At 69.2% G+C, this 22,173-nt stretch carries 22 protein-coding genes and 1 pseudogene; 9 read left to right on the forward strand and 14 right to left on the reverse strand.

The genetic code is table 11. The features are described from left to right. Window positions 1–3 precede the first annotated feature (3 nt). Window positions 4–1,275: an LLM class flavin-dependent oxidoreductase gene (locus Q8N10_RS19500; protein WP_304782720.1), complete on the reverse strand. Its 1,272-nt coding sequence runs from the start codon at window positions 1,273–1,275 to the stop codon at window positions 4–6. A 162-nt stretch (window positions 1,276–1,437) separates the two neighbouring features. Here Q8N10_RS19500 and Q8N10_RS19505 point away from each other — a divergent pair, with 162 nt between their 5' ends. Together Q8N10_RS19505 and Q8N10_RS19510 are read left to right on the forward strand one after the other, a co-directional pair. Continuing rightward, window positions 1,438–1,638 (forward strand): DUF2061 domain-containing protein, encoded by a 201-nt coding sequence (locus tag Q8N10_RS19505; RefSeq protein ID WP_304782947.1) that lies wholly within the window; start codon window positions 1,438–1,440, stop codon window positions 1,636–1,638. A 21-nt stretch (window positions 1,639–1,659) separates the two neighbouring features. Further along, the gene (locus Q8N10_RS19510) at window positions 1,660–2,130 is read left to right on the forward strand and encodes a Dps family protein (protein ID WP_304782717.1); all 471 of its coding nucleotides are present in this window, start codon (window positions 1,660–1,662) and stop codon (window positions 2,128–2,130) included. Here Q8N10_RS19510 and Q8N10_RS19515 read toward each other — a convergent pair. The 5 genes and pseudogenes from Q8N10_RS19515 to ybaK form a co-directional block, all read right to left on the reverse strand. Then, entirely contained in the window at window positions 2,127–2,816 is a 690-nt protein-coding gene (locus tag Q8N10_RS19515; protein WP_304782714.1) for a GDSL-type esterase/lipase family protein, read from the reverse strand. The two genes, Q8N10_RS19510 and Q8N10_RS19515, sit on opposite strands and share 4 nt — an antisense overlap. Before the next feature lie 27 nt (window positions 2,817–2,843). Further along, the gene (locus Q8N10_RS19520) at window positions 2,844–3,635 is read right to left on the reverse strand and encodes an alpha/beta fold hydrolase (protein WP_304782711.1); all 792 of its coding nucleotides are present in this window, start codon (window positions 3,633–3,635) and stop codon (window positions 2,844–2,846) included. Between the two features lie 22 nt (window positions 3,636–3,657). Continuing rightward, a complete protein-coding gene (locus Q8N10_RS19525) occupies window positions 3,658–5,109 on the reverse strand; it encodes an autotransporter outer membrane beta-barrel domain-containing protein (RefSeq protein WP_304782708.1) in 1,452 nt (483 codons plus the stop codon). A 133-nt stretch (window positions 5,110–5,242) separates the two neighbouring features. Next, window positions 5,243–6,943, reverse strand: coding sequence for a LuxR C-terminal-related transcriptional regulator (locus Q8N10_RS19530; protein WP_304782705.1), 1,701 nt, complete (start codon window positions 6,941–6,943; stop codon window positions 5,243–5,245). Window positions 6,944–7,044: 101 nt separating this feature from the next. After that, a pseudogene (ybaK, locus tag Q8N10_RS19535) lies at window positions 7,045–7,509 on the reverse strand (Cys-tRNA(Pro) deacylase); the annotation flags it as partial. Window positions 7,510–7,560: 51 nt separating this feature from the next. Between ybaK and Q8N10_RS19540 the strand changes: the two are divergent. Together Q8N10_RS19540 and Q8N10_RS19545 are read left to right on the forward strand one after the other, a co-directional pair. Then, window positions 7,561–8,169 carry a hypothetical protein gene (locus tag Q8N10_RS19540; protein WP_304782702.1) on the forward strand — a complete coding sequence of 203 codons (609 nt, stop codon included), beginning with the start codon at window positions 7,561–7,563 and terminating at the stop codon, window positions 8,167–8,169. A 59-nt stretch (window positions 8,170–8,228) separates the two neighbouring features. Beyond that, window positions 8,229–8,921 (forward strand): hypothetical protein, encoded by a 693-nt coding sequence (locus Q8N10_RS19545; RefSeq protein WP_304782699.1) that lies wholly within the window; start codon window positions 8,229–8,231, stop codon window positions 8,919–8,921. Window positions 8,922–8,968: 47 nt separating this feature from the next. Here Q8N10_RS19545 and Q8N10_RS19550 read toward each other — a convergent pair whose 3' ends face one another. Continuing rightward, window positions 8,969–11,701 (reverse strand): PAS domain-containing sensor histidine kinase, encoded by a 2,733-nt coding sequence (locus Q8N10_RS19550; RefSeq protein WP_304782696.1) that lies wholly within the window; start codon window positions 11,699–11,701, stop codon window positions 8,969–8,971. A gap of 73 nt (window positions 11,702–11,774) precedes the next feature. Beyond that, window positions 11,775–12,278 carry an RNase H family protein gene (locus Q8N10_RS19555; protein WP_304782693.1) on the reverse strand — a complete coding sequence of 168 codons (504 nt, stop codon included), beginning with the start codon at window positions 12,276–12,278 and terminating at the stop codon, window positions 11,775–11,777. Between the two features lie 81 nt (window positions 12,279–12,359). On the opposite strand from Q8N10_RS19555, the gene Q8N10_RS19560 reads away from it, so the two are divergent. Continuing rightward, window positions 12,360–12,722 carry a hypothetical protein gene (locus tag Q8N10_RS19560; RefSeq protein ID WP_304782692.1) on the forward strand — a complete coding sequence of 121 codons (363 nt, stop codon included), beginning with the start codon at window positions 12,360–12,362 and terminating at the stop codon, window positions 12,720–12,722. Window positions 12,723–12,838: 116 nt separating this feature from the next. On the opposite strand, the gene Q8N10_RS19565 is transcribed toward Q8N10_RS19560, so the two are convergent. Further along, window positions 12,839–15,082 (reverse strand): ATP-binding protein, encoded by a 2,244-nt coding sequence (locus tag Q8N10_RS19565; RefSeq protein WP_304782689.1) that lies wholly within the window; start codon window positions 15,080–15,082, stop codon window positions 12,839–12,841. 405 nt (window positions 15,083–15,487) lie between these two features. On the opposite strand from Q8N10_RS19565, the gene Q8N10_RS19570 reads away from it, so the two are divergent. The 4 genes from Q8N10_RS19570 (at window position 15,488) to Q8N10_RS19585 (ending at window position 17,757) form a co-directional block, all read left to right on the forward strand. Then, a complete protein-coding gene (locus tag Q8N10_RS19570) occupies window positions 15,488–16,564 on the forward strand; it encodes a sensor histidine kinase (protein WP_304782686.1) in 1,077 nt (358 codons plus the stop codon). An 18-nt stretch (window positions 16,565–16,582) separates the two neighbouring features. Beyond that, complete coding sequence (locus Q8N10_RS19575) at window positions 16,583–16,720, forward strand: hypothetical protein (protein ID WP_304782683.1); 138 nt, start codon at window positions 16,583–16,585, stop codon at window positions 16,718–16,720. 150 nt (window positions 16,721–16,870) lie between these two features. Further along, window positions 16,871–17,500: a ParA family protein gene (locus Q8N10_RS19580; RefSeq protein WP_304782679.1), complete on the forward strand. Its 630-nt coding sequence runs from the start codon at window positions 16,871–16,873 to the stop codon at window positions 17,498–17,500. A gap of 89 nt (window positions 17,501–17,589) precedes the next feature. Continuing rightward, window positions 17,590–17,757: a hypothetical protein gene (locus tag Q8N10_RS19585; protein ID WP_370690259.1), complete on the forward strand. Its 168-nt coding sequence runs from the start codon at window positions 17,590–17,592 to the stop codon at window positions 17,755–17,757. Between the two features lie 21 nt (window positions 17,758–17,778). Here Q8N10_RS19585 and Q8N10_RS19590 read toward each other — a convergent pair whose 3' ends face one another. The 5 genes from Q8N10_RS19590 to Q8N10_RS19610 form a co-directional block, all read right to left on the reverse strand. Next, window positions 17,779–17,973, reverse strand: a complete 195-nt coding sequence (locus tag Q8N10_RS19590) for a hypothetical protein (protein ID WP_304782673.1) — start codon at window positions 17,971–17,973, stop codon at window positions 17,779–17,781. Between the two features lie 44 nt (window positions 17,974–18,017). After that, window positions 18,018–18,935, reverse strand: coding sequence for a DUF6454 family protein (locus tag Q8N10_RS19595; RefSeq protein WP_304782670.1), 918 nt, complete (start codon window positions 18,933–18,935; stop codon window positions 18,018–18,020). Beyond that, complete coding sequence (locus Q8N10_RS19600; RefSeq protein WP_304782667.1) at window positions 18,932–20,206, reverse strand: serine hydrolase; 1,275 nt, start codon at window positions 20,204–20,206, stop codon at window positions 18,932–18,934. The genes Q8N10_RS19595 and Q8N10_RS19600 overlap by 4 nt, the downstream gene beginning before the upstream one ends. Window positions 20,207–20,280: 74 nt before the next feature. After that, window positions 20,281–20,682, reverse strand: coding sequence for a Cu(I)-responsive transcriptional regulator (gene cueR / locus Q8N10_RS19605; protein WP_304782664.1), 402 nt, complete (start codon window positions 20,680–20,682; stop codon window positions 20,281–20,283). Window positions 20,683–20,755: 73 nt separating this feature from the next. Next, a partial coding sequence (locus Q8N10_RS19610) for a copper-translocating P-type ATPase (RefSeq protein ID WP_305663979.1) occupies window positions 20,756–22,173 on the reverse strand: 1,418 nt, incomplete at its 5' end.

Below are 22,173 nucleotides of genomic sequence, written 5' to 3' on the forward strand. Positions count from 1 at the left end.
CCTTCACGCGTAGGTCTTGGCGAGTTCGGCGCTGGTGGGCGCCTCCTTGCGCAAGCTGCCGGAGGTGACGCGCTGGGCCAGCGGGCTGGTCCAGAAGCGGTTGTCGTGGTCCCAGTCGGGGAACATGTTCCGCAGCTTGGGCATCACCTTCTCGGCGAACAGCTTGGTGGAGTACATGCACTTGTCGGCGGGCATGTTCCCCACGTGCATCAGGCAGAAGATGTTGCCGACGTTCAGCCCCTTGATCAGCTCCTCCATCCGTTGACGGACGGTTTCCGGCGAACCGGCGATCACGTGGCCCTGCTCGGTCAGTTCCTTCCAGGTCAGCTGGGTGTAGCCGCCGCGCGGCGGGGCGTACTGACTGAGCGCGCCGGTCTGGATGGTCTTGATGGTCCGGTAGCCCGGCGCGTCGGCGAAGCCCGGATAGACGTGGAGGCAGCGATTGTAGAAGTAGCTGACATGCTCGGCATAGAGCCGCTCGGCCTCTTCGTCGGTATCCGCCACCAGGATGGTCTGGGCGAAACCGGCCCGGTAGGGGCTCTTGTCCACGCCGCGCTCGTCCACCCGGCGCCAGTAGCCGTCCATCAGGGCCTGGGCCCGCAGATAGCCTGAGAAGCTGAGGTAGGAGTAGGAATAGGTGTTGTCGATGCAGAAGTCGTAGGTCTCCACCGAGCCGCCGCCGGGGATGTGGACCGGCGGGTGGGGGGCGTCCTGGATCGGGCGCGGCCAGATGTTGACGTGCCGCAGCTTGTTGTAGCGGCCGTTCCAGGCGAAGGGCTCGCGGGTGGTCCAGGCCTTGATGATCAGGTCATGGGCCTCCTGGTACTTCTCGCGCGTCAGCGACGGGATCTGGCCGTAGCAGTAGTTGGTGTCCATCGAGGTCCCCACCGGGAACCCCGCCACCAGCCGCCCACCCGAGATGCAGTCCAGCATGGCGAACTCCTCGGCCACGCGGATCGGCGGATTGTAGAGGGCGATGGAGTTGCCCAGGACGACGATGGCCGCGTCCTTGGTGCGGCGCGCCAGACCGGCGGCGATGATGTTGGGGCTGGGCATGATGCCGTAGCCGTTCTGGTGGTGCTCGTTCACCCCGACGCCGTCGAACCCGAGGGTGTCGGCGTATTCCAGCAGGTCCATATAGGTGTTGTAGACCTCGTGGCTCTTGGCCGGATCGAACAGCTTCTGGTCGATATCGACCCAGACCGACCGGTTCTTCTCCCGGAAATCGTCCGGCAGATAGGGCCACGGCATCAGGTTGAACCAGGTGAACTTCATCAGGGTCTCCTCCCGCCGCCTCTGTCGGGCGGTCATGTGAACGACGATAACCCCATGACGCCCGGCGCCTAGTCCTCTCTGAGACCGAAAAATCGCCCACCCCCTTCCCATGGCCCCGCGCAAACCTATATTGCAACTCATTCGCAATAGCGCTTGATCCGGATGCTGGCCAAGAAGACCCTGACCTACAGCCTGACCCACCTGGTGGTGGCGGTGACCGTCGCCTTCGCCCTGACGCGCGACTGGCGCGCGGCCTTGGCCATCGGCCTGGTTGAGCCCATCTTCCAGACCGCCGCCTTCGTGATCCACGAACGGCTGTGGGCGCGGGCCATCGCCCGCGACCCCGCCCCGCTCGCTGGCTGACCCTGAACGAGGAACACCCCGATGCCCAAGACCTCCGGCCCCGATCCCAAGGCCCGCAAGGCCGCCGCCGAAGCCCTGTCCAAGCTGCTGGCCGACAGCTATGCGGTTTATCTGAAGACCCACGGCTATCACTGGAACGTGCGGGGCGCGAATTTCCAGGCCCTGCACAGCCTGTTCATGGCCCAGTACACCGAGATGTGGACCGCCATCGACGAGGTCGCCGAGCGCATCCGCGCCCTGGGCGAGCTGGCGCCTCAGGGCTATGGCGCCTTCGGCAATCTCAGCGCCATCAAGGACGGTGACCCCAGCCTGGCGGCCAACGCCATGCTCACCGACCTGATCGCCAGCCACGAGACCCTAATCGCCACGGCCTACGGCGCCCTGGAGGCCGCCCAGGCGGCGGGCGACGAGGTGTCGGCCGGCCTGCTCACTGACCGGCTGACGGCCCACGAGAAGCACGCCTGGATGCTGCGCGCCTCCCTGGAAGACTAGGCCGGGCAGGGGCGGCCGGTGGCCGCCTCGTGCTCCACCACTGGGCGAATGACCTGGGTCCAGAGGACGTAGCCGGCGGGCGTCATGTGCAGGCCGTCGGCGACGAAGATGTCCTTCGGCGCGCCGGCCTCCAGCATGGCGGGGACCACGTCGACATAGTCGAGGTCAGGGCGCTGGTCGGCGAGCGCCTTGATGGCGGCGTTGGCCTGGCTCTGGCTGGCGAACTGGTCCCAGCGCGCCTTCGAGGGCTTCAGCCCGATGAAGTAGACCTTGGTGGCGCCCAGGGTCTTGTCCTTGCGGTCCAGGAAGGCCTGGAAGTCGTCCACCACCTGTTCGGGGGTGCGGCCGGCGTTGAGGTCGTTCTCCCCGGCGTAGAAGAAGATGGCGCGGGGCCGGTAGGGGGTGACGACCTGGTCGAAATAGAGGGTGACGTCGGCGATTTGCGAGCCCCCAAAGCCGCGGTTGGTGACCGGATGGGGGGCCATGTCCTGGTCCAGGCTCTTCCAGAAGCGGACGCTGGAGGAGCCCGTGAACAGGAAGCCGCAGGGCTTGGGCGGGGTCGCCTTGTCCAGTTCGGCGAAGCGGGCGATCTCGGGCGAGAACCGCGTTTCCGGCGCGGGGGCGGCGGCGGTGAGCGACAGCAAGGCGAGCGCCATGAGCGCGCGGCGTGTGAACGACCTGGACATCGGCGAACTCCCTAATTTCGGGAGAGACTACTGAGCGGGCTGGGCCAGCGCCAGCAGGCGCTCGGTACGCCTGGCCCAGCAGCAGGTGTGCTTCTCACGCCAGACAAGGACGGTTCCGCCAAGCCGGCGCGCGGCGGCCTCGCCCAGGGCCGGCGGCACGACCTGATCGAAACGGCCGAGCACGTGGACCTGCACGACCCCGGGGGCGATGACGGCGGCGGCGGGATCAAGGGAGCCGCTCAGCGGGCTCGCCCCGTGCCAGTCGGCCCAGGCCGCGAGGTCCAGCGGGGCGGCCAGGGTGACGAGGACGGCGACATCGGTGCGCCGGGCGGCCACCAGGGCGGCCATGGTCCCACCGCCGGACCAGCCCACCAGCCGCAGGCGCGTGGCGCCGGAGCGGCGCTTCAGGTCATCGATGGCGAGGCTGGAGGCGGCGATCGCGCTCTGCGAATAGCGCCCGGTCGTCCAGTCGGACGGCGTGCAGGCCGGGTCCTTCACATACTGACAGGGACGTCCCAGCCAGGCCACCGGCCCCTGCGGCCAGGCCTGGGCGATGCGAAACCCCAGGGGGTCCCTGGGCGTCGGGTCGACGGACGGCTGGCCCTTGCGGTCATGGGCGTTTCCGTCGCCCTCGATCACCACGGTGAGCAGGTCGCCCGTGGGTGAAGCATCCTTCGAGGCGGCGGCGAGGATGCGGGTCCCCGCAACCACCTCGAAGGACGTCCAACCCCTGCCGGCGGGGCTGGCGCCGGCAGGGGCCGTCAGCAGGGAGACCAGCGCCAGGCCGAGGGCCGGAACAGACGCCAGTCTCCACCGCATCAGGCTCTCTCCTCAGAGTCCTTTAGAAGGCCCGGCGCAGGGTGAAGCCGAAGCTGGTCTCCCCCTCGTTCTTCTTGCCGACCAGGGTCTGGATGTTGAAGGCCAGGGCCAGGTCGTCGGAGAGCGGGGCCGCGAAGCCCGCGCCGATGTAGCCGTATTCCTTGTCCACGCCGGCCGGACCATCGGTCTGGCTGTTGAAGCTGGCGCTGACATAGGGAAGCCAGTTGGAGCCGGTGTAGATCAGCGCCGTGCCGGCCTGGGCGATGGTCAGGTCGGTGGAGTTTCCGGCGATCGGGCGGCCGGCGTTGTCGAGATAGGCGTCGGTGTCGGAGGTCGAGGCGATGACCCCCAGGCTGGGGGTCAGGACCCAGTCGGCGCCGAGGTCGACCGTCGTGCCGATGCTGACCGAACCGAACAGCTGGTTGCGGTCGGTCTCACCGAAGGTGCGCAGGGCGCCGGCCGTGCGGCCGTATTCGACCTCGTCGTTGGAGTAGCCCACCGTGCCGGTGATCTGGAAGGCGGGGCCTGCCGACCAGGAGGCGTAGCCGCCGACCGTCCAACCCTTGGTCTGGTAGTCGACGGCCGTGCCGTCCAGCTGCATGGAGCCGTAGCCCACATAGGCGCCGAGCACGGTGCTGTCGAAGATCACGTCGCCCCCGATGGCGGCCGAACCGCCCCAACCGTCCTGGGCCGAGCCCGGGCGACTGTCGTCGACATAGGACCCCGAGGCGTTAACCCACAGGCCGGTCTGCGGCTCGAAGGCGCCGGCGTTCAGGCCCTTGTAGACGCGCCCGTTGCGGGTCTGAGGACCGAGGCTGGAAGTCAGGCCGGCCAGGGACAGGCCCTGCAGGCGCTGGGCGACGAAGTTCTGCATGCTGGTGGCGTTCACCCGCGTGCCCACCAGCGCCAGGAACAGCTGGTCGGCCTCGGCCTGGGTGATCAGAGCCTTTTCCGGCAGGGTCACGGTGATGATCGTGCCGTTGGGAGTCACGACGGTGGTTGTCCCCGGAGTCGTCGACGTGATGGGGGTCGTCGGCGTGGTGGGGGTGGTCGGAGTCGTCGTGGGCGTGGGAGTCGGCGTCGGCGCGGGCGGGGTGGGGGTGGTCGGCGTCGTCGGGGTGGTGGTCGGGGCCTGACCGAAGGCGACCGCGCAGGCGCCCGACCCGGTGACCGCCTGGGTCACGGTGTTGACCACGCAGTTGAAGGACTCGGTGGTCCCGCCGGTGGCGATGGTGCCGGTGTAGGAGATGCTGGTCGCGCTGGGCACCACCCTGGTGAACTTCACCGTGGCCGGGTTGGCCGCATAGGGGCCGCCCGAGATGCTGATGGTGATGTTGTTCAGGCCCGCGATCGTGGTGACGATGGTGGTGCCGTCAGGCAGGGTGATGGTGCTGCCGGCCTGGGCGGAGGCCGAGCCGGCCCCGAAGCCGAGGGCTAGCAGGAAGGCCGCGAAGGCGGCCGCGAGAAAGCGCATGTGGAGTATCCCCAAACTGGTGTGACTTACCGTCACGTCCCCTCGACCACGGGTAGCAGGGGGCCGCATGATCCATCCGGACTATGCGGCTCGGTTTGTCTTGGGACTGTCTTCTCGGGGTCTCAGGACCAGGTCAGGTCCGCGCCAGCCAGGCCAGGGCCTCGGCCCAATGCTTGTGGGCCAGGAACCGGCCGATGCCTGGGAAGACCCGCACCGTCTCCACATGGTCTCTGAGCCAGGCCTGGACCTCCTCCACCCCGTTCATGGGATCCTGGTCGCCGTGCCAGAGCGTGACGGGGGAGGCGAGGTCGGAGAGGTCGGGCCCTCCGGGCCTGGCCGCACAGCGGATGGAGTCGGCGGCGCCCCGGGCGCTGACCGCCACCGACTCGCGCGTGTAGTCGATGATGAAGTCCAGCAGCTCGGGGTGAGCCTTCAGGTAGGCGGCGTCCCCAGGGGCTGAGGCCGCGGCGCGGGCGTAGCGCTCGAACTGCGCCCGACTGAGGCTGAGGCGCATCATCTCGAAGATCATGTCCGACAGCCAAGGGTTGCGGTAGATGCGCCGCCAGAACAGGGTCAGCGTATGGCCGCGGTCGCGCTCCCGCTCCGCCTGCAGTCCGGGCGGACGCCCCGAGGCCAGCAGGATGCGGGAGACCGAATCCCCCAGCTGCACCGCCGCCTCCATGGCGTAGGCCGCCCCGTCGGTATTGGTGGTGATTTGCAGGCCGTCGATCCCCAGATGCCGGATGAGGGCCACGGAGTCGGCCGCGACATTGGCGAAGCTGAAATCGGGATGCGGGTCCGAGCGTCCTGATCCCGCCCGTTCGGTGGCGATGAGCCGCAGGCCCATGTCGCGGGCCAGGGCGTTGGTCCCACGCGGCAGCAGGCTGGAGGACAGGTCTTGAGTGATCACCAGCACCGGACGTCCGGCTGGGTCGCCATAGTCGCGCCAGCCCAGGCGGCGGCCGTCGGTGAGCTTGAAGAGCTGGACCGGCGGCGCGGTGTCGGCCGCCGCCCGCTCGGTGGCGATGATGGCCCCGCCGACCCGGCGGGCCCCGGCCCCCGGATCCTCGAAGGCCTGGGCCAGGGCGCCCAGCTGGGTCAGGGCGCGCACCAGTTCGCTCTGCCGGTTCAGGCCCATCTTCTCGAACACCGCGCGCAGCTGGTTGCGAACGGTGTTGAGGCTGACCGCCATGTCGTCAGCGGCCTCCTTGAGACTGAGGCCGTCCTTCAGCCGGGCGGCCAGGCGCGTCTCGGCCGGGGTCAGGCCGAAGCTCTCGCGGACGCTGGCCCAGAGGCGATCGGTGGTCTCCAGCGCCGGAAAGACGATGGCGATGTCGCCCTCCCCGCGTGGCGAGGGTTGGGGCAGTGTGGCGGCCAAACTCAGGGGCAGGGCCGCGGCCGGAGTGACATAGGCGAAGTGCGGCCCCTCATCCTCCTCGTCGAGAAACTTGACGATCACCTGGCGGCCTCGGGTTTCGCGCAGGCGCTTGCGGGCCTGGGTCAGGGCCTCGTGGTTGGAGGGATTGAGGAAGGAGAGGCCGCGGGCCTCGATCCGCCCCAGCCGGTGCTGGAACAGGCTCTCGCCGGCAGGGTTGCAGGCCACGGCCCCGCCGGCGCCGGAGACCACGATGACGCCGACATCGGCCCGCTCCCCGCCGCCCGCCGCGGCGCGGGCCAGGCTGGTCATGCCCTCCGTGACCGGGGGCGCTGCGCCGTCCTGGGCTGGTACGTCCAGGGCCTCGATCACCTCTTCCCAGCGCTCGGGGTCAGCGGCGACGGCGTACATCGTCTCGATCACGAGGGAGATGTTGGCCTTGGACTGGGCGGCGGACATTCGGACCTTTGGGGGGATGGGACCGGGAAGATCAGCTTACACGGCGCGGGTCGATGTCGAGCGCCTTTCCTCCCGGCCGCGCAGGCGAGGAAAAGTAAGGTGATCGAGGCCACCTTCGCGCCTGTCGCCGCGATGAGGTCGGAGGGCGCCAGCTGCGCCTGCAGGCCGCGCTGGCCGCCGTTGACGAAAACCCGGTCGTGGCCGAGCGCGGCTTCGTCCACGACCGTGGGAACGGCGCGCTTCTGGCCGAAGGGGCTGACCCCGCCGACCCGGTAGCCGGTGAGCCGCTCGGCGTCGGCGGGTTTCATCATGGCGGCGGTCTTGCCGCCGAACACCGCGGCCAGTTTCTTCATCGAAACCTCCTGGTCGGAGGCCAGCACCGCGCAGACCGGCTTGCCGTCCACCTGGGCCATCAGGGTCTTCAGCACCCGGGCCGGATCGGCGCCCAGGCTCTCGGCGGCCTGCAGCCCCACGCGGCCCGCGTCCGGATCGTAGTCATAGGTGTGCAGGGTGAAGGCGACGCCGGCCTTGCCGAGCGCCAGGGTCGCGGGAGTGGTCTTGGCCATGGCGCGCAAGCTAGCTGGACGGGGCGGGCTTGAGAATGCGAGACGAGGAGCATGCGCATCCTCCTGCCCGCCCTGTTGCTGCTCGCCACGCCGGTCGCCGCGCGACCCTGGGCGGCCGCCCCCGGCGACTTCGAGAACGCGGTGGCTCAGGTGAAGCGGCTGGACGCCGAGCTGTTGAGCCGCGACAGCGCCACGGCCACGCTGCAGCTCTGGTGCGACACCCATGGCTCCGGCGGGGGCGCCAGGATCGTCGCGCGGCGGCCCGCCGTGGATCCCAAGCCCGCGGGCGAGGCGGAGCGCCGCGACCTGGGGGTGGGGCCGGATGAACCTGTCGCCTATCGCCGGGTGGACCTGGCCTGCGGCGACAAGGTGCTGTCGCGGGCCGACAACTGGTACCTGCCGGGCAGGCTGACGCCTGAGATGAACACCGTGCTGAACACGACCCAGACCCCCTTTGGCGTGGTGGTGAGACCCCTGGGCTTCCGCCGGCGCACCCTGTCCTCGGCCCTGTTGATTCAGTCGAACCCCGCGTCCGGCGCGAAGCCGGCCATTCCGCCCGAAGTCCTGCAGCATCGCGCGGTGCTCTCCACGCCAGACGGCGCGCCCTTCAGCCTGGTGGTGGAGACCTATAGCGACCAGGTCCTGGTCGCCCGGCCCTGAGCCTTCCAAGGCCACGCTTGTTGGCCTAGGGTGGTGGTCCACAACGCGGAGTGGCGACCATGAAGACGGTGGTTTTGAGTGTTCTCGCGGCAGCGATCCTGGCGGGTGGGGCGCCGGCCCTGGCCCAGGTCTCGATCCCCAACACCGAGAAGCTGAACGTCCAACCCAAGCGGGTTAAGGGCCTGCTGCTGGGCTTCGGCTATGAAATGGGGGAATACTCCGGCCAGGTGAAGGCCGTGAGCAAGCAGACCCGGGCGCTGGGCATGTTCTCCAGCGACTACGCCAAGACCAGCTTCACCGTCGCCTCGCCGCGCCTGACGACTCCGATGACCGTGAGCTGCGAGGGCGGGCAGAACCGGTTCGGCTTCAGCTGGATCGACTTCAAGCGCAACGACCTGGCCTATGTCTGCAACTTCGCGGGCGGGCCGCCGGACGCCTCCTTCGCCCTGGTGTTGAGCGACGGCAAGTTCATGGAGAAGCTGCACCAGCCGCAGCGGGCCGCGGAGATCCGCTATGGCGGCGTCACCCTGCGCGCCAAGACCAAGAAGCTGGCCGGCTCCATGCCGCTGGCCTCCACCAGCTCGCTTTCCTACGTGATCCTGAAGGGTGACCAGGAGGTGGGCGCGGTGTCCCGCACCACGCTCAAGGGGACGGTCTATCTGCCGGTCCAGGGCTCGCCCGATCGCGACGCGGCGGCCGCCATGGCGCTGGCCCTGTTCTTCTTCAACGATCCCGGCACGCAGTCGCGCTGACCAAGGTGGAGCGGGATGCGGGCAGGTTCCCACTCTTCCTCATCCCGCTAGCGCTCAATCATCTCGCGGATCTTGGCGGCGAGCTGGTCGAGGGCGAAGGGCTTGGTGATCATCTCCATCTCGGGGTCGAGGAAGCCCGAGCGGACGGCGGCGTTCTCGGCGTAGCCCGTGACGAACAGCACCTTCAGGCCGGGACGATGCTGGCGGCCGATCTCGGCCACCTGGCGTCCGTTCAGGCCGGGCAGGCCGACATCGGAGACCATCAGGTCGATCCGCTGGTCGGACTCCAGGATAGGCAGGGCAGCCGGCCCATCGTGGGCCTCGATGGCGGCGTAGCCGAGCTCCGACAGCACCTCCACCACCAGCAGGCGCACGGCGGGGTCATCCTCCACCACCAGCACGGTCTCGCCGGTGAAGCGCGGGAGGTAGAGTCGCACCGTCGAGCCCTGGCCCACCTCGCTGTAGATGCGGGCGTGGCCGCCAGACTGCCGGGCGAAGCCGTAGATCATCGACAGGCCCAGCCCGGTGCCCTGGCCGATGGGCTTGGTGGTGAAGAAGGGATCGAAGGCCTTGGCGATCACCTCGGGCGTCATGCCGACACCGGTGTCGGTGACCGACAGCACCGTATAGTCGCCGGGCTTCAGGTCCTCGTGGCGCGAGGTGTAGCTGAGGTCGAGGTGGGTGTTGGCGGTCTCGATGGTGAGCTTGCCGCCGCCGGGCATGGCGTCGCGGGCGTTGATGGCCAGGTTGAGAACCGCGTTCTCCAGCTGCCCTGAATCCCCGAAGGCCGGCCAGGCGTCGGGGGCCAGCGCGATGGCCAGCTCCACCTGTTCGCCCAGGGTCCGCCGCAGCAGGTCGCCCATGGAGTCCACCAGGCCGTTGACGTCGACGGCCTTGGGATCCAGCGACTGGCGCCGCGCGAAGGCAAGCAGGCGGTGGGTGAGGGCCGCGGCGCGGCCGGCCGAGGTGGTGGCGGCCTCCATGAACCGGCCGAGGTCGGACAGGCGGCCGTCGTCGATACGCCTCTGGATCAGGTCCAGGGAGCCGATGATGCCGGTGAGCAGATTGTTGAAGTCATGGGCGATGCCACCGGTGAGCTGGCCGACGGCCTCCATCTTCTGGGCCTGGCGCAGCGCCTCCTCGGTCTCGCGCAGGCGGGCCTGGGCCTCCTTGTCGGCGGTGATGTCGCGGGCCAGGCAATAGATCAGCCCCTCGTCGGCGACCGCGGTCCAGGACAGCCAGCGATAGCCGCCGTCCCTGTGCAGGAAGCGGTTCTCAAAGCGCTGGGTCGGCTGGCCGTCGGCGATGTTGGCCCGCTCGACCCGGGTCCGCTCGCGGTCCTCGGGATGCTGCAGCCACTCGGTGGTGCGGCCGGCGAGGTCGACCTCCGACCATCCAAGGATCGTGATCCAGGCGGGGTTGGCGCTGAGCACCAGGCCCGCACTGTCGGTGACCAGCAGCAGGTCGCGGCTGACGTTCCAGATGCGGTCGCGCTCGCGGGTGCGGGTCTCGACCTCCTCCTCCAGGGCCTGCTGGTGGCTGGCCTGGACCTCGCGGGCCTCGACGATCTCCTCCACCTCGGCGGCGGCCCCGACCCAGCGGGTGATGGCGCCGGCTTCGTCGCGCACCGGCAGCCCGCGCACCAGGAACCAGCGGTAGGTCGCGTCATGGCGGCGCAGGCGGAACTCGATATTGTAGGGATCGCCGGTGGCGACGCAGGTGGTCCAGACACCGGCCACCCGCTGCAGATCATCGGGATGGATGGCGTTCAGCCAGCCATCGGCCACGGTCTGCTCGAGGCTGAGACCCGAATAGGCCAGCCACTGCTGGGTCGCATAGTTGAGGGCGCCGGTGGGAAGGGCGCTCCAGGCGAACCCCGGCATGGTCTCGGTCAGGGTGCGGAACTGCTCCTCGCTCTCGCGCAGGGCGGCCTCGGCGAGCTTCATGTCGGTTATGTCGAAGCTGACGCCGATATAGCGGGGCGGACGGTCGGCCTCGGCCGGCAGCACCTCCCCACGCCGGCCCAGCCAACGGACCTCGCCGGTGTCAGGACGGGTGATGCGATACTCGGAATATTCCAGGGGATTGCCGCCGCCCACCAGGCGCGCGGGGCCGGTGACCCCCCGGTCGCTGGCGTCCACGAGGCTGACCAGCAGGTCCTGGGTGACCTCGACCTCGGGGCCAAAACCCCAGATCCGGCGGTATTCATCGGAGACGTCGAGGCGGCCGGTCTCGGGATACCACTCGAAGGCGCCCACCCGGCCGGCCCGCTGGGCGATCTGCAGGCGCTCGTCGGCGCGCACCCGCTCGGTGATGTCGAAGACAATGGCCAGGACGCCCGCCGGCTCACCGCTCTCATCCAGCACCGGGCTGTAGTCGAGGTCGAGGAAGACCTCCTCCGGCGCCCCGTGGCGGTGGAGGATCAGGCTGGTCTTGCGATAGGCGAGCGTGCCCCCGGCCAGGCCGACCTTCATGACATTGGCGTTGAAGTCGGCGACCTCGGGCCAGCCCTCCAGCACCCTGGAGCCCAGCAGGGCCGGATGGCGGCCACCGGCGAAGACCGAATAGCCGTCGTTGTAGATCATCACCCCTTCAGGGCCCCACAGCATGACGATGGGCACCGGGGACTGCAGCAGGATGTCGGTGGCGGTCTTCAGGCTCTGCGGCCAGGTCGCAATAGGGCCCAGGCTGGTGGCGCCCCAGTCGAAGGCGCGGATCAGGGCGCCGGTCTCGCCGCCGCCCCTTGGCCACTCCGTCCCGGGAAGATCGCGCGAACTCACGCGCGGCGCCTGCTCAGCCACAATGGAAGTCCCCCTGAAGGCTCCTGAACGCCCAAGCTCGGCCTTGGCTGCGTCAGGCGGTTGGGAATTTCGCCATATTGGGCTTGGGAATCGCCCAGGTGAAGGCCCCTGACGCCTTGCACTTCTCGCGGGCGAAATCCGACCAGGCGGCGACGAAACCCTCGGGTCGCTTGTCAGAGGGCGTGGGGCTCACCCGGACGAAGGTGACCGGGCGCGCCTGGGTGATGGCGGCGATCTGCCGCCAGAGGTCCTGCTCGGGCACCGGGTCGCCCTTGGCGTCGGTCCAGCCGCCGGTCCGCCAGGCCCCGATCTGTCCCGCGCCGACCATCAGGACGGCGCTGTCGGAGTGCAGGGTGAGCGGCGTCGGCGCGGGGATGTCGGCGAGGTCCGACAGGGCGCGGAGCACGGCGGTCAGCTCCATGCGCGGCGTCGTCGCCTGGCGCTCGCCGCCGGCCACGCCCCGGGCCTCGCCGTTCCAGAGGCGGACATAGGCCCAGCCGCCGAAGCCCCGGCTGTCGGTGCAGACGCCGTCGGTCCAGATAAGCAAAGGGTTCATGAGGAGCCTCTTCGGCGAGACGGCGGGCCCTCGCAAGCCCTAAGCCTTGCGGCGCCCGCGCAAAGGGCTCATCTCCCTGCCATGTTGAAAGAAGAAATCGGCGATCGCGCCAGTGAGATCATCTGGCGCGGCCGCCAGTGGATCGTCACCAATTTCGGCCTCGAGACCCTGGGAGACCCCTTCCCCTACGAGGTGGCCGCCACCCGCCTGACCGAAGGCTGGCAGGGCGCCGACGAGAGCCTGCTGGCCTGGCCCATGGAGCTGGCGGCCAAGACCTGGGTCGACTACCGCGACTTCGTCACCGCCTATCTGGTGGCGCTGGGAGTGCACCAGGAGGCCTATTCCCCGGTCGACGTGGCCACCATCAAGGCCTCGCTCAACGAGGGCCGCGCCATGTGGGAAGCCACCAAGGCCGAGATGCTCGGCGAGTTCGACGACGACTGAAATTCATCCGCTCACCCTGGCGAAGGCCGGGGCCCAGATCCAGCGCCTGACTTCAGGATCCCATCCGAGGCCATGACCTACGTCCTGGGTCCCGGCCTCCGCCGGAATGAGCGGGTTTAAGCCGAGAGCGCCTCGGGCCCCTCGCCCTCGCCGGCCACCAGGCGGGCGATCTCGGCCAGGAGTTGCAGGGGCGAGAAGGGCTTGGGCACGAAGCCGTTCATGCCGGCTTCGTGGTAGCGCTGCTGGTGGTGGGTCATGACGTCGGCGGTCAGGGCGATCACCGGGGTCTGGGCCGCCGAGCCGCCGAGCGCCCGGATGCGGCGGGTGGCCTCCAGGCCGTCAATGCCCGGCATGTTCACGTCCATCAGGATCAGGTCATAGTCGTCGGCGATCACGGCCTCGACGGCCGCCTCGCCGCAGTCGGCCTCGCGGGCCTCGGCGCCCAGGGCCTCCAGGGATTTCACCCCCACCAGGCGGTTGACGCGATTGTCGTCAACGACCAGCACCCGCAGGCCTTCCAGCGGCGCGTCGCCGAAGGCGTTCACGGCGGTGGAGGGCGGCGCCTCGGCGACCGGGGCCGCGACCTCGAACCAGAAGGTGGAGCCCTCGCCCTCGACGCTGTCGAAGTCCATGTCGCCGCCCATCATGCGGGCCAGGTTGCGGGAGATGGCCAGGCCCAGACCGGTGCCGCCGAACCGGCGCGTGGTGCCGACATCGGCCTGCTGGAAGCGGTCGAACAGCGAGGCGCGGGCCGAGGCGGGAATACCGATGCCGGTGTCCTGGACCTCACAGCGCAGGCGGCGCGGGTCTCCGTCCACATAGGTCAGGCGCACCGTGACCCCGCCCTCCCCGGTGAACTTCACGGCGTTGCCGATGACGTTGAACAGGCACTGGCGCAGGCGGACCGGATCGATGGCGGCGTAACCCAGCCCTTCGGCGGCGACGTGCAGGTACACGCCCTTGTCCTCAGCCTGGGGCCGGATCAGGGCCGCGACGCTGTCGGCCAGGGCGGCCAGGTCGACGGGGACCGGCGCCAGGTCGAGCTTGCCGGCCTCCATCTTGCTGAAGTCCAGCACGTCGTTGATCAGCTGGGCCAGCATCTGGCTGCAGGCCACCGCTTCCTGCAGCATGCCGGCGCCTTCCGGCGTCAACGGCTCGCGTTCCAGCAGGTGCAGGATGCCCACCACCCCGTTCATCGGGGTGCGGATCTCATGGCTGACCGAGGCCAGGAAGTCGGACTTGGCGGCGGTGGCGGCCTCGGCCACCTGGGTCGCCTCGGCCAGGGCGAGTTCCTGGCGCTTCTGGTCGTCGATATCGATCATCAGGCCAACGCAGCGGATCGGGTCGCCACCGGTGTCATGCTCGACCTCCAGGTAGAACCGGACCCAGATCGGGCCAGCGCTGCGCATCAGGCGCACGTCCACCGGGGCGATCTGGTCCTGGCGCTCGGCGCGGGCGTTGAGGTCGCGGGCCCTGGCCCGATCGTCGGGGTGGAACATACCGAAGGGATTAGCCTTCGCTCCACTCAACAGATCCTGACCCACCAGGGCGCGCAGTTCCGGGGAAAGCCAGAAGGACCGTTTGGCGTAGTCGAATTCGAAGACCCCGGCATTGGCGGCGTTCAGGGCCAGTTTGAGCCGCTGGGTGCTGGCCGTGGCCTCGTCGCGGGCTTGCGCCTGGGGGGAGATGTTCTGGCTGATGCCGTACATCTCGTAGCGGCCGCTCGGGGTCTGCTTGCCGGCGCGATAGAGCACCCGCAGATGCTTCCAGCCGCCGTCGGGGGTGCGATAGCGCATCTCCGTCTCGGCCTGGCCGCCCAAGCGGGTCACGCGTTCGCGAATCTCACTGTCCTTGGCCTGGTCGTCCCTGTGCTGGATCTGCTGAAGGACTTCCGTGGGCACGCCCTCCACGAATTCCTCCCACCCAAACGCGAGTTCGCTGGAGAAGAAGTAGAGGTCCCGGTCAGGGTCATAGAGCCAGGTCCCCACCTCGGCGTCGGACATCAGCGGGTCGCGCACGACGGACCCGGCCCTGGCGGCGTCCAGCATCCTGTGCTCGGCGGTGACGTCTATCAGCAACACCAGGCCACCCGCGCTAGGGTCGGCGCGCACCCAGCGGGGCTCGCCATAGGGCTCAAGCCGGTAGGCGTTGGCGGTGGGGCGGGTTTCGGGGGCCGCGGCGTCCAGCAGGGCGCCCAGGTGACGGCCGATCAAGTCGTCCGCCGGCGCGCCCAGCAGTCGAGCGAAGTCGCGATTGGCGGCGGCGATCTGTCCGCCGGCATCCAGCAGCGCGGCGGCCACAGGGAGGCCATCCAGCATCGCATGGAGCGCTGAGGGGGCGGCAAGGTCAGAATCTGACATTGGGCCAGCCTGTCAAATCAGAGTTAACGACCCGTTCGCGCGTCGCTCCCGCCCCGCTGCGTTTCGCCGCTGGCTTTACTCTTTCGCCATCCGACGCGCGTAGCAGGCGTCCCGGGCGCCCGCGACGCCGCCACCGAGACGTTAAAGTCGACGCTAGCCGAGATTATCGCCCGGCCCCAATCCCAAGCCGCCTAAAAATTCGCCGGCTCACTTGAATATCTGGAGGGGGCCGGCCTGCCGATATTGTCTATTTGCGCGGCGACATCTGGCGAGAGACTCATTTTGTCGGACGCATGACAAGATATGTGAGATAATTTACTTACCGTCGGGAAATACGTTTGGCTCTGGCGGCAGAGAGACTCGGGCCCACGCCCATGCTCCCGCCGCGCGCGAAGGAGCTATTGTTTGCCTGATCGCCCCGACTCCAGTCTCAGCCTCGCCCTGGCGGTGGTCGCGTCGTCCGACTCGCCCCTGCTGCTGTTGGACGGCGACCTGCGGGTGATCGCGGTCAGCACCTCCTTCCTGCGGGCCTTCGGAATCGACCGGGATCGTGCGGTGGGCCAGCCGGTCACCGCCCTGGGCGACGGCGAGTGGGCCGTGCCGCAACTCATCTCCCTGCTGACCGCCACCCTGTCGGGCGCGGTGATCGAGTCCTACGAGATGGATCTGCGGGGCCCCGGCGGCGCCCGCGCCCTGGTGCTGCACGCCCAGAACCTGGACTATGGGGACGCCGACAATCCCCGCCTGCTGCTGAGCGTGAGCGATGTCACAGAGGCCAGGCTCACCGCCCAGCACGACGCCGAGAGCCTGAAGCACAAGGACAACCAGCTGCGCGAGAAGGCGATCCTGCTGCGCGAGGTGCAGCATCAGGTCGCCAACAGCCTGCAGATCATCGCCAGCGTGCTGCTGCAGAGCGCCCGAAAAGTGCAGTCGGACGAGACACGCACCCATCTGAAGGACGCCCATAACCGGGTCATGTCCATCGCCATGGTCCAGCAGCAACTCGCCACCGCCAGCCTCGAGGCCGTGGTCCTGCGACCCTACCTCATCCAGCTCTGCCAGAGCCTGGCGGCCTCAATGATCCGCGACCCGCACCAGCTCTCGGTGTCGGTGACCTGCGACGACAGCGTCATCGACGCCAATGTCTCGGTCAGCCTGGGCCTGATCGTCACTGAGCTGGTGATCAACGCTCTGAAGCACGGCTTCCCGGGCCACCGGCACGGCAGGATCCTGGTGAACTACGAGTCGGAGGGCGAGGCCTGGACGCTGTCGGTGCGCGACAAGGGCGTAGGCATGCCCAAGAACGCCGAGGCCTCCAAGCCCGGCCTGGGCACCAGCATCGTCGAGGCCCTGGCCAACCAGCTCTGCGCCGGGGTACGGATCACCGACGCCCATCCCGGCACGGTGATCGCGATCATCTGCTCCGGCCTTACCCCCCTCGACGCCGCGCCGCGGCCCGAGCCGACGACACAAGCGCTCTGAGCGCCCAAAGGACACACCATGAAGGTCTATCCCAGCACCCGCCCCGCCGACCAGGGCGCCCCCGCCGGCCTCAACGATCCCCGCTCAACGGGCCGTGCCTCCGAGACCAAGCCGCAGGCCAAGACCCCCATGCAGCCCCACGGCCAGCGCCGCTGACCGGCGCCCACGCGGTGGGCGCCGCGCCACGGCCGGCGGACTGACAACGAAGGTTTACATTCAGCGGCCCGCGAACCTGTTATCCCGCATCCGGTAAGGCGCGGGGGCGGGCCAGGACCATGAAGACGATCGCGGTGCTGTCCCATAAGGGTGGGTCAGGAAAGACGACGGTGCGGTGAACCTGACCATCGCCTGGCGAGTGTTGGGCGGGCGCACCACCTGGCCGACGCCGATCCGGCCCGCTGCGCCTCCGACAGCCTGCGAAAACGATCCGACCACAGCTCGCTGGTGGTGGAGACCTCCGCGGCCAAGCGCGATGCGCTCGCCTATGTCAGGGGCAAGGGCGGCTGCGACGTGCTGATCATCGACACCCCCGGCGACCCCGACAACGGCATGATCGAGCCCGTGAAGGTGGCCGACCTCTGCATCGCCGTCTCGCGCCCGACCTATCTGGACGTGGCCGCCACCCTGCGGACCGTCGAGCTGGTGCGGCGGCTGGGACGCCAGGGGGTGGTGCTGTTCAACCAGCGCCCGCCCCGCCGCAACGGGGTGGAGTCCGCCGTGGTCAGCGGCGCCATGGACATCCTGAGGCGCGGCGGGCTGGAGGTCTGTCCGCTGGCGTTGCAGACCCAGGCCGCCTACCAGCGGCCCATCGCCCAGGGGCAGGGGGTGGGCGAGTACGAGCCCGGCGGGAAGGCCGACGCCGAGATCGCGGGCCTGCAGGCCTATGTTCAGGCCAGGACCGAGAGCGAGGACCGCGAGCGGGCGGCCAACGACTAGGACCGGGCGATCTCCTGCCGGCTCGGGACGATTTCTCGTCCGCCGCCCCGCGCGTCAGGCTAGGGTCGAGATTCCGGAGGACGATGACCATGGCTGACCAAGACCCGCCCGCCGAAACCCCGATCCAGCGCGCCCTGCGCCTGAAGAAGGAGGCCCTCGACGCCAAGCCGAAGGATCCCCGCGGGGGCCGCTTCCAGCGCGAGCGCGCGGCCGCCGCCAGGTCGTCGTCGAAGTCCAAGCCCTGGATGGCGCGCTAGAAGTTAGAGCCTCTGACGTCCCTAGGCGTCGTCCCCGGCTTCCACCACGCCGCGCAGGTGGGCGAGGAATTCATCGCGTTCGGGCTGGGTGAAGGCCTGGCCCAGTTCCTGGGTGGCCTCGGCCAGGCTGTACTTGCCGTCGCTGAAACGCAGCAGGACGCTCTCGATATAGCGGTCGAGGAGGACGCGGTCGGGGCCGGTGAGATTATGGGTCATGCCGCCACCCTGCGCCCGCGCTCGCCCACGCGCCATGCGCTGGATCAATTGGCCGGGGTCAGCGCCTCGTAGGCGAAGAGGGTGGAGCGGTCGTCGTCGGGCATGAACCAGGCCCTGACACCGGTGGCCGTGGCCTCCACATAGGTCGGGTTCTGGGTCATGGGCCGCCCGGACGGCGACCAGAGCAGAACCGGCGCCTGCCAGACAGGGCGGTGATCCTTGACGATCTCCAGCCCACCGAGGGTCAGGCCGCCCCCCTTGGGCGAGCGATAGTCGGCCAGGCCAGAGCACAGCATCGCCCCGCCGCCCAGGCCATGGCAGTCCTGGTAGTCGATGTAGCTGGAAGGGTTGCGCGCCACCTTGGGCGTCCCGGCCCTGCCGCCGGGGGTCAGCTTCCAGGTATAGAACCGCCGCCCGCCCCAGGAGACGCCCTGCAGCAGGCGGGTCCTGCGGTCATAGCTCACCGCCCCGATATGGTCGGCGACCCGCAGCACCTCCGTGGCCTTCAGGGTCTGCGGATCGACGCGGTAGACGATGGCGGCGCTGTCGGGGCGGTACTGCGCCACGCTGACCCACAGGCTCTCGCCATCGAAATCGATGCCGCCCGGATGATAGGCGTCCCCCTCCCCCAGCACGACCTGGCCCAGCAGGCCGCCGTCGGCCGACATGCGGAACAGGTGGCCGACGCCGGCGCCGGGGCTGCGCCCCCCGGTCGCGCCGGCCAGGCGGGCGGGATACTGCTTCACCTCGACGGAGGAGACGAAGAACTCGCCGCCGATCTTCACCATCCCCTGGGGATGGAAGGTGGGGAACTGGACAGGGACGGCGGCGGTCTGGGTCCAGGCCGTGGCCCGGTTCAGCTGGATCAGGCGATCGGCCAGGGTCGGCGCGGGGGCGGCCCCCAGCAGGCCGATAATGGCGGGAAGCAGCAGGCCGAGCCGCCGCAGGGCGCCCGGCCTCATCCGCCGCGCCTGCGCAGCCGCCAGCCGAGGACCCCGGCGCCCAGCAGGATCACGCCCCAGCCGACGGCCAGGATGATCAGGGTCTGCTTGACCTCCATCAGCACCGTCAGGGCGTCGACATGGCCCGTGCGCCAGAACACCCATTCACCGGCCAGCCGGGTCGCCAGCAGATCATCGCCGGTCTCCAGCACAACCACCCCGTCGCCGCTGGCCGGATCAAAGCGCGCGGCGGTGTTGATAGCCGGGAAGTTGTTGCCGTCATGACCGACGATGAAGTCGCCGGCGTTGTTGGGCGCGTAGAGCACCAGGCCCAGGCCCCAGATGTCGGCCCCGTACTGTGCGGCGTGGGGGCGGCGCATCTCGGCAAGCGTCGCGGGCCGGAGCACGCCCCGGCCTGCCGGAGCGCCATCCGGGCCCGGTCGCTGGGCGGCGATGAGGCGGGTCAGGTCGGCGGTGGAGGTGTAGAGCGAGGCCGCGCCGGTGGCCGTGAACCGGTAGTGGATCGCCTTGGTCCCGCCCGGGCCATAGATCTCGGCGACATTGGCGGGCCAGGGCTCGGGCAGCAGGAAGGTGGACCGGGTCATGCCGAGAGGGTCCAGCACCGCGCGCCGCATATAGGCGGCGAAGGGCTCGCCGGTGACGTCCTCGATCAGCAGCTGCAACAGGGTGTAGCCGCCGCCGGAATATTTCCACCCGGCGCCCGGCTGGAGCCCCACCTTGACCGCGCCCTCGGCGTGCGGCGAGGCGTCGGCGGCCCGCGTGAGGGACTCCACAAGGGGCTGGACCGGCTGGCCGGGGGCGAAGCCTCCATAGCCCAGGCCATCGGTGAGGCCCGCCGTGTGGCTGAGCAGGCGGCGCACCGTCACCTGGCGATTGTCGAATTCGCTCGCGGGCAGCTTCCAGCGCTTGAGATAGGTGTCCACCGGGGCGTCCAGATCGATGTGGCCGGCGTCCACCAGGGTCATGACCCCGAGCGCGGTGATCCATTTGCTGAGCGAGGCCACCTGGAAGAGGGTGTCGCGGTCCACGGGCGCGCCCTTGGAGGCGAAACGCTCGTGCACGGGCCGGCCCTGCTCGATCAGCGTGAAGGCCAGGTTGCCGGTGGACTCCGCGGCGATCATCCGGTCGGCCGCCGCGGCGAAGGCGGCGGTGTCACCCTGCGGCGCCAGGGGCCGCCGCCACCATCCCTCCAGGGTCCCCGCCCCGACGAGCGCCGTCCAGACCGCCAGCACCCCAAGAGTGGCGACTCCAAGCAGGATCCAACGGCGCATCGGCGTGACCTCCTCCAAGCTTGACCCTTGTTATCCGAGTTGGGCCGCTGCGTCAGGAGGGTTGGGCTTGGGCGCTAAGCCGCGACACGGTCCTTGCCGCCCAGCCCTTCGATAATCGGGCAGTCAGGGCGCTTGTCGCCGTGGCAGCTGCGCACCAGGACCCGCAGCGTGTCGCGGAGTTCGGTCAGCTCGGCGAGCTTGCGGTCGATCTCTGTCAGCTTGGCCTTGGCGATCGCCTTCACGCTCGCGCTCTCGCGATCCTTGTCGCTGTAGAGCGACAGGAGCTGGCGGCATTCCTCGACCGAAAAGCCGAGGCTGCGTGAGCGCTGGAGGAAGCGCAGGCGATGCACGTCAGACATCGAATAGTCCCGATAGCCATTGCCCGCACGGTCGGCCTGCAGCAGGCCGATGTCCTCGTAATAGCGGATCGTCTTGGCCGACAGGCCCGATTTTTCCGCTGCGTTTCCAATGTTCATGAGGCGATTTCCATCTGACTTCGGTCAGCATAAAGGTTCTAGCTAGGGGAAGGTCAAGGGCGAGCCGAGGGGATTAGCCGCCGGCGGCCACGACGGGCGCGGCGGCGGCGCGCACCGGCGCCTTGAAGCGCTTCAGCCGCATGGCGTTGCCCAGCACAAAGACACTCGAGAGGGCCATGGCGCCGGCCGCCAGCATCGGTGACAGCAGCGTGCCGCTGATGGGATAGAGGACGCCCGCAGCCACCGGAATCAGGCTGGCGTTGTAGGCGAAGGCCCAGAACAGGTTTTGGCGGATGTTGGCGATGGTCGCCTTCGACAGGGCGATCGCGTTGCTCACCCCCAGCAAGTCGCCGGACATCAGCACCACGTCAGCACTCTCGATGGCCACGTCCGTGCCGGTGCCGATGGCGACGCCGACATCGGCCTCCGCCAGGGCCGGAGCATCGTTGATGCCGTCGCCGACGAAGGTCACGGCGCGGCCGCCGGCGCGCAGGCGCTTGATGGCCTCGACCTTGCCGTCCGGCAGCACCTCGGCGACCACCTCGTCGATGCCGAGTTGGGCGGCGATGGCCTCCGCCGTGCGGCGGTTGTCGCCGGTGATCATCGCCACCTTGAGGCCCATATCATGCAGGGCGCGGATGGCCTGAGCCGTGGTCGGCTTGATCGGGTCAGAGACGGCGATCACGGCGGCCAGCTGGCCGTCTATGGCGGCATAGAGCGGGGTCTTGGCCATCTCGCCCATGCGGACAGCGGTCTCTGCGAACGGCCGCACGTCGATACCCAGCTGAGCCATGTGGCGGTCTGCGCCGACAGCGATGCGATGGCCGCGGACCATGGCGTTGACGCCATAGCCGGGCACGGCATCGAAGGCGCTGACCTCGTGGAGGGCGAGCCCTTCGGCCTGGGCCGCGGCGACGATGGCCCCCGCCACAGGGTGTTCGGACTGTCCCTCGACGGCGGCGACCAGCGATAGGACTTCAGCGCGCTCAAAGCCTTCAACGACTTCCAGATCGGTCATCACCGGCTTGCCGGCCGTGAGCGTGCCGGTCTTGTCCAGCGCAACCACCTGGACAGACTTCAGCGACTGCAGCGCTCCGCCGTTACGGAACAGAACCCCCAGTTCGGCGGCCCGGCCGGTGCCGACCATGATCGAAGTCGGCGTGGCGAGCCCCATGGCGCACGGGCAGGCGATGATCAGCACCGCCACCGCATTGACCAGTGCGAAGGCGACGCCCGGCTGCGGCCCGAAGACCAGCCAGACGACGAAGGTCAGAACAGCCGCGACCATGACCGCCGGCACAAACCAGGCGGTGACCCTGTCGACCAGGGCCTGGATCGGCAGCTTGGAGCCCTGCGCGGTCTCAACCATGCGGATGATCTGGGCGAGCAGCGTGTCCGCCCCGACCTTGGTGGCGCGATAGGTGAAGCTGCCGGTCTTGTTGATCGTGCCCCCGATCACCTCGGCCCCCGCCGCCTTCATGACCGGGATCG

The organism is Phenylobacterium sp., from assembly GCF_030693625.1.
GTDB lineage: Bacteria > Pseudomonadota > Alphaproteobacteria > Caulobacterales > Caulobacteraceae > Phenylobacterium > Phenylobacterium ferrooxidans.

Bases quoted from the DNA above. Each gene is read 5' to 3' on its own strand.
- Q8N10_RS19500 (WP_304782720.1), bottom strand. From the start codon at position 1,275: ATGAAGTTCACCTGGTTCAACCTGATGCCGTGGCCCTATCTGCCGGAC.
- Q8N10_RS19505 (WP_304782947.1), top strand. From the start codon at position 1,438: ATGCTGGCCAAGAAGACCCTGACCTACAGCCTGACCCACCTGGTGGTG.
- Q8N10_RS19510 (WP_304782717.1), top strand. From the start codon at position 1,660: ATGCCCAAGACCTCCGGCCCCGATCCCAAGGCCCGCAAGGCCGCCGCC.
- Q8N10_RS19515 (WP_304782714.1), bottom strand. From the start codon at position 2,816: ATGTCCAGGTCGTTCACACGCCGCGCGCTCATGGCGCTCGCCTTGCTG.
- Q8N10_RS19520 (WP_304782711.1), bottom strand. From the start codon at position 3,635: ATGCGGTGGAGACTGGCGTCTGTTCCGGCCCTCGGCCTGGCGCTGGTC.
- Q8N10_RS19525 (WP_304782708.1), bottom strand. From the start codon at position 5,109: ATGCGCTTTCTCGCGGCCGCCTTCGCGGCCTTCCTGCTAGCCCTCGGC.
- Q8N10_RS19530 (WP_304782705.1), bottom strand. From the start codon at position 6,943: ATGTCCGCCGCCCAGTCCAAGGCCAACATCTCCCTCGTGATCGAGACG.
- Q8N10_RS19540 (WP_304782702.1), top strand. From the start codon at position 7,561: ATGCGCATCCTCCTGCCCGCCCTGTTGCTGCTCGCCACGCCGGTCGCC.
- Q8N10_RS19545 (WP_304782699.1), top strand. From the start codon at position 8,229: ATGAAGACGGTGGTTTTGAGTGTTCTCGCGGCAGCGATCCTGGCGGGT.
- Q8N10_RS19555 (WP_304782693.1), bottom strand. From the start codon at position 12,278: ATGAACCCTTTGCTTATCTGGACCGACGGCGTCTGCACCGACAGCCGG.
- Q8N10_RS19560 (WP_304782692.1), top strand. From the start codon at position 12,360: ATGTTGAAAGAAGAAATCGGCGATCGCGCCAGTGAGATCATCTGGCGC.
- Q8N10_RS19565 (WP_304782689.1), bottom strand. From the start codon at position 15,082: ATGTCAGATTCTGACCTTGCCGCCCCCTCAGCGCTCCATGCGATGCTG.
- Q8N10_RS19575 (WP_304782683.1), top strand. From the start codon at position 16,583: ATGAAGGTCTATCCCAGCACCCGCCCCGCCGACCAGGGCGCCCCCGCC.
- Q8N10_RS19585 (WP_370690259.1), top strand. From the start codon at position 17,590: ATGGCTGACCAAGACCCGCCCGCCGAAACCCCGATCCAGCGCGCCCTG.
- Q8N10_RS19590 (WP_304782673.1), bottom strand. From the start codon at position 17,973: ATGACCCATAATCTCACCGGCCCCGACCGCGTCCTCCTCGACCGCTAT.
- Q8N10_RS19595 (WP_304782670.1), bottom strand. From the start codon at position 18,935: ATGAGGCCGGGCGCCCTGCGGCGGCTCGGCCTGCTGCTTCCCGCCATT.
- Q8N10_RS19600 (WP_304782667.1), bottom strand. From the start codon at position 20,206: ATGCGCCGTTGGATCCTGCTTGGAGTCGCCACTCTTGGGGTGCTGGCG.
- cueR (WP_304782664.1), bottom strand. From the start codon at position 20,682: ATGAACATTGGAAACGCAGCGGAAAAATCGGGCCTGTCGGCCAAGACG.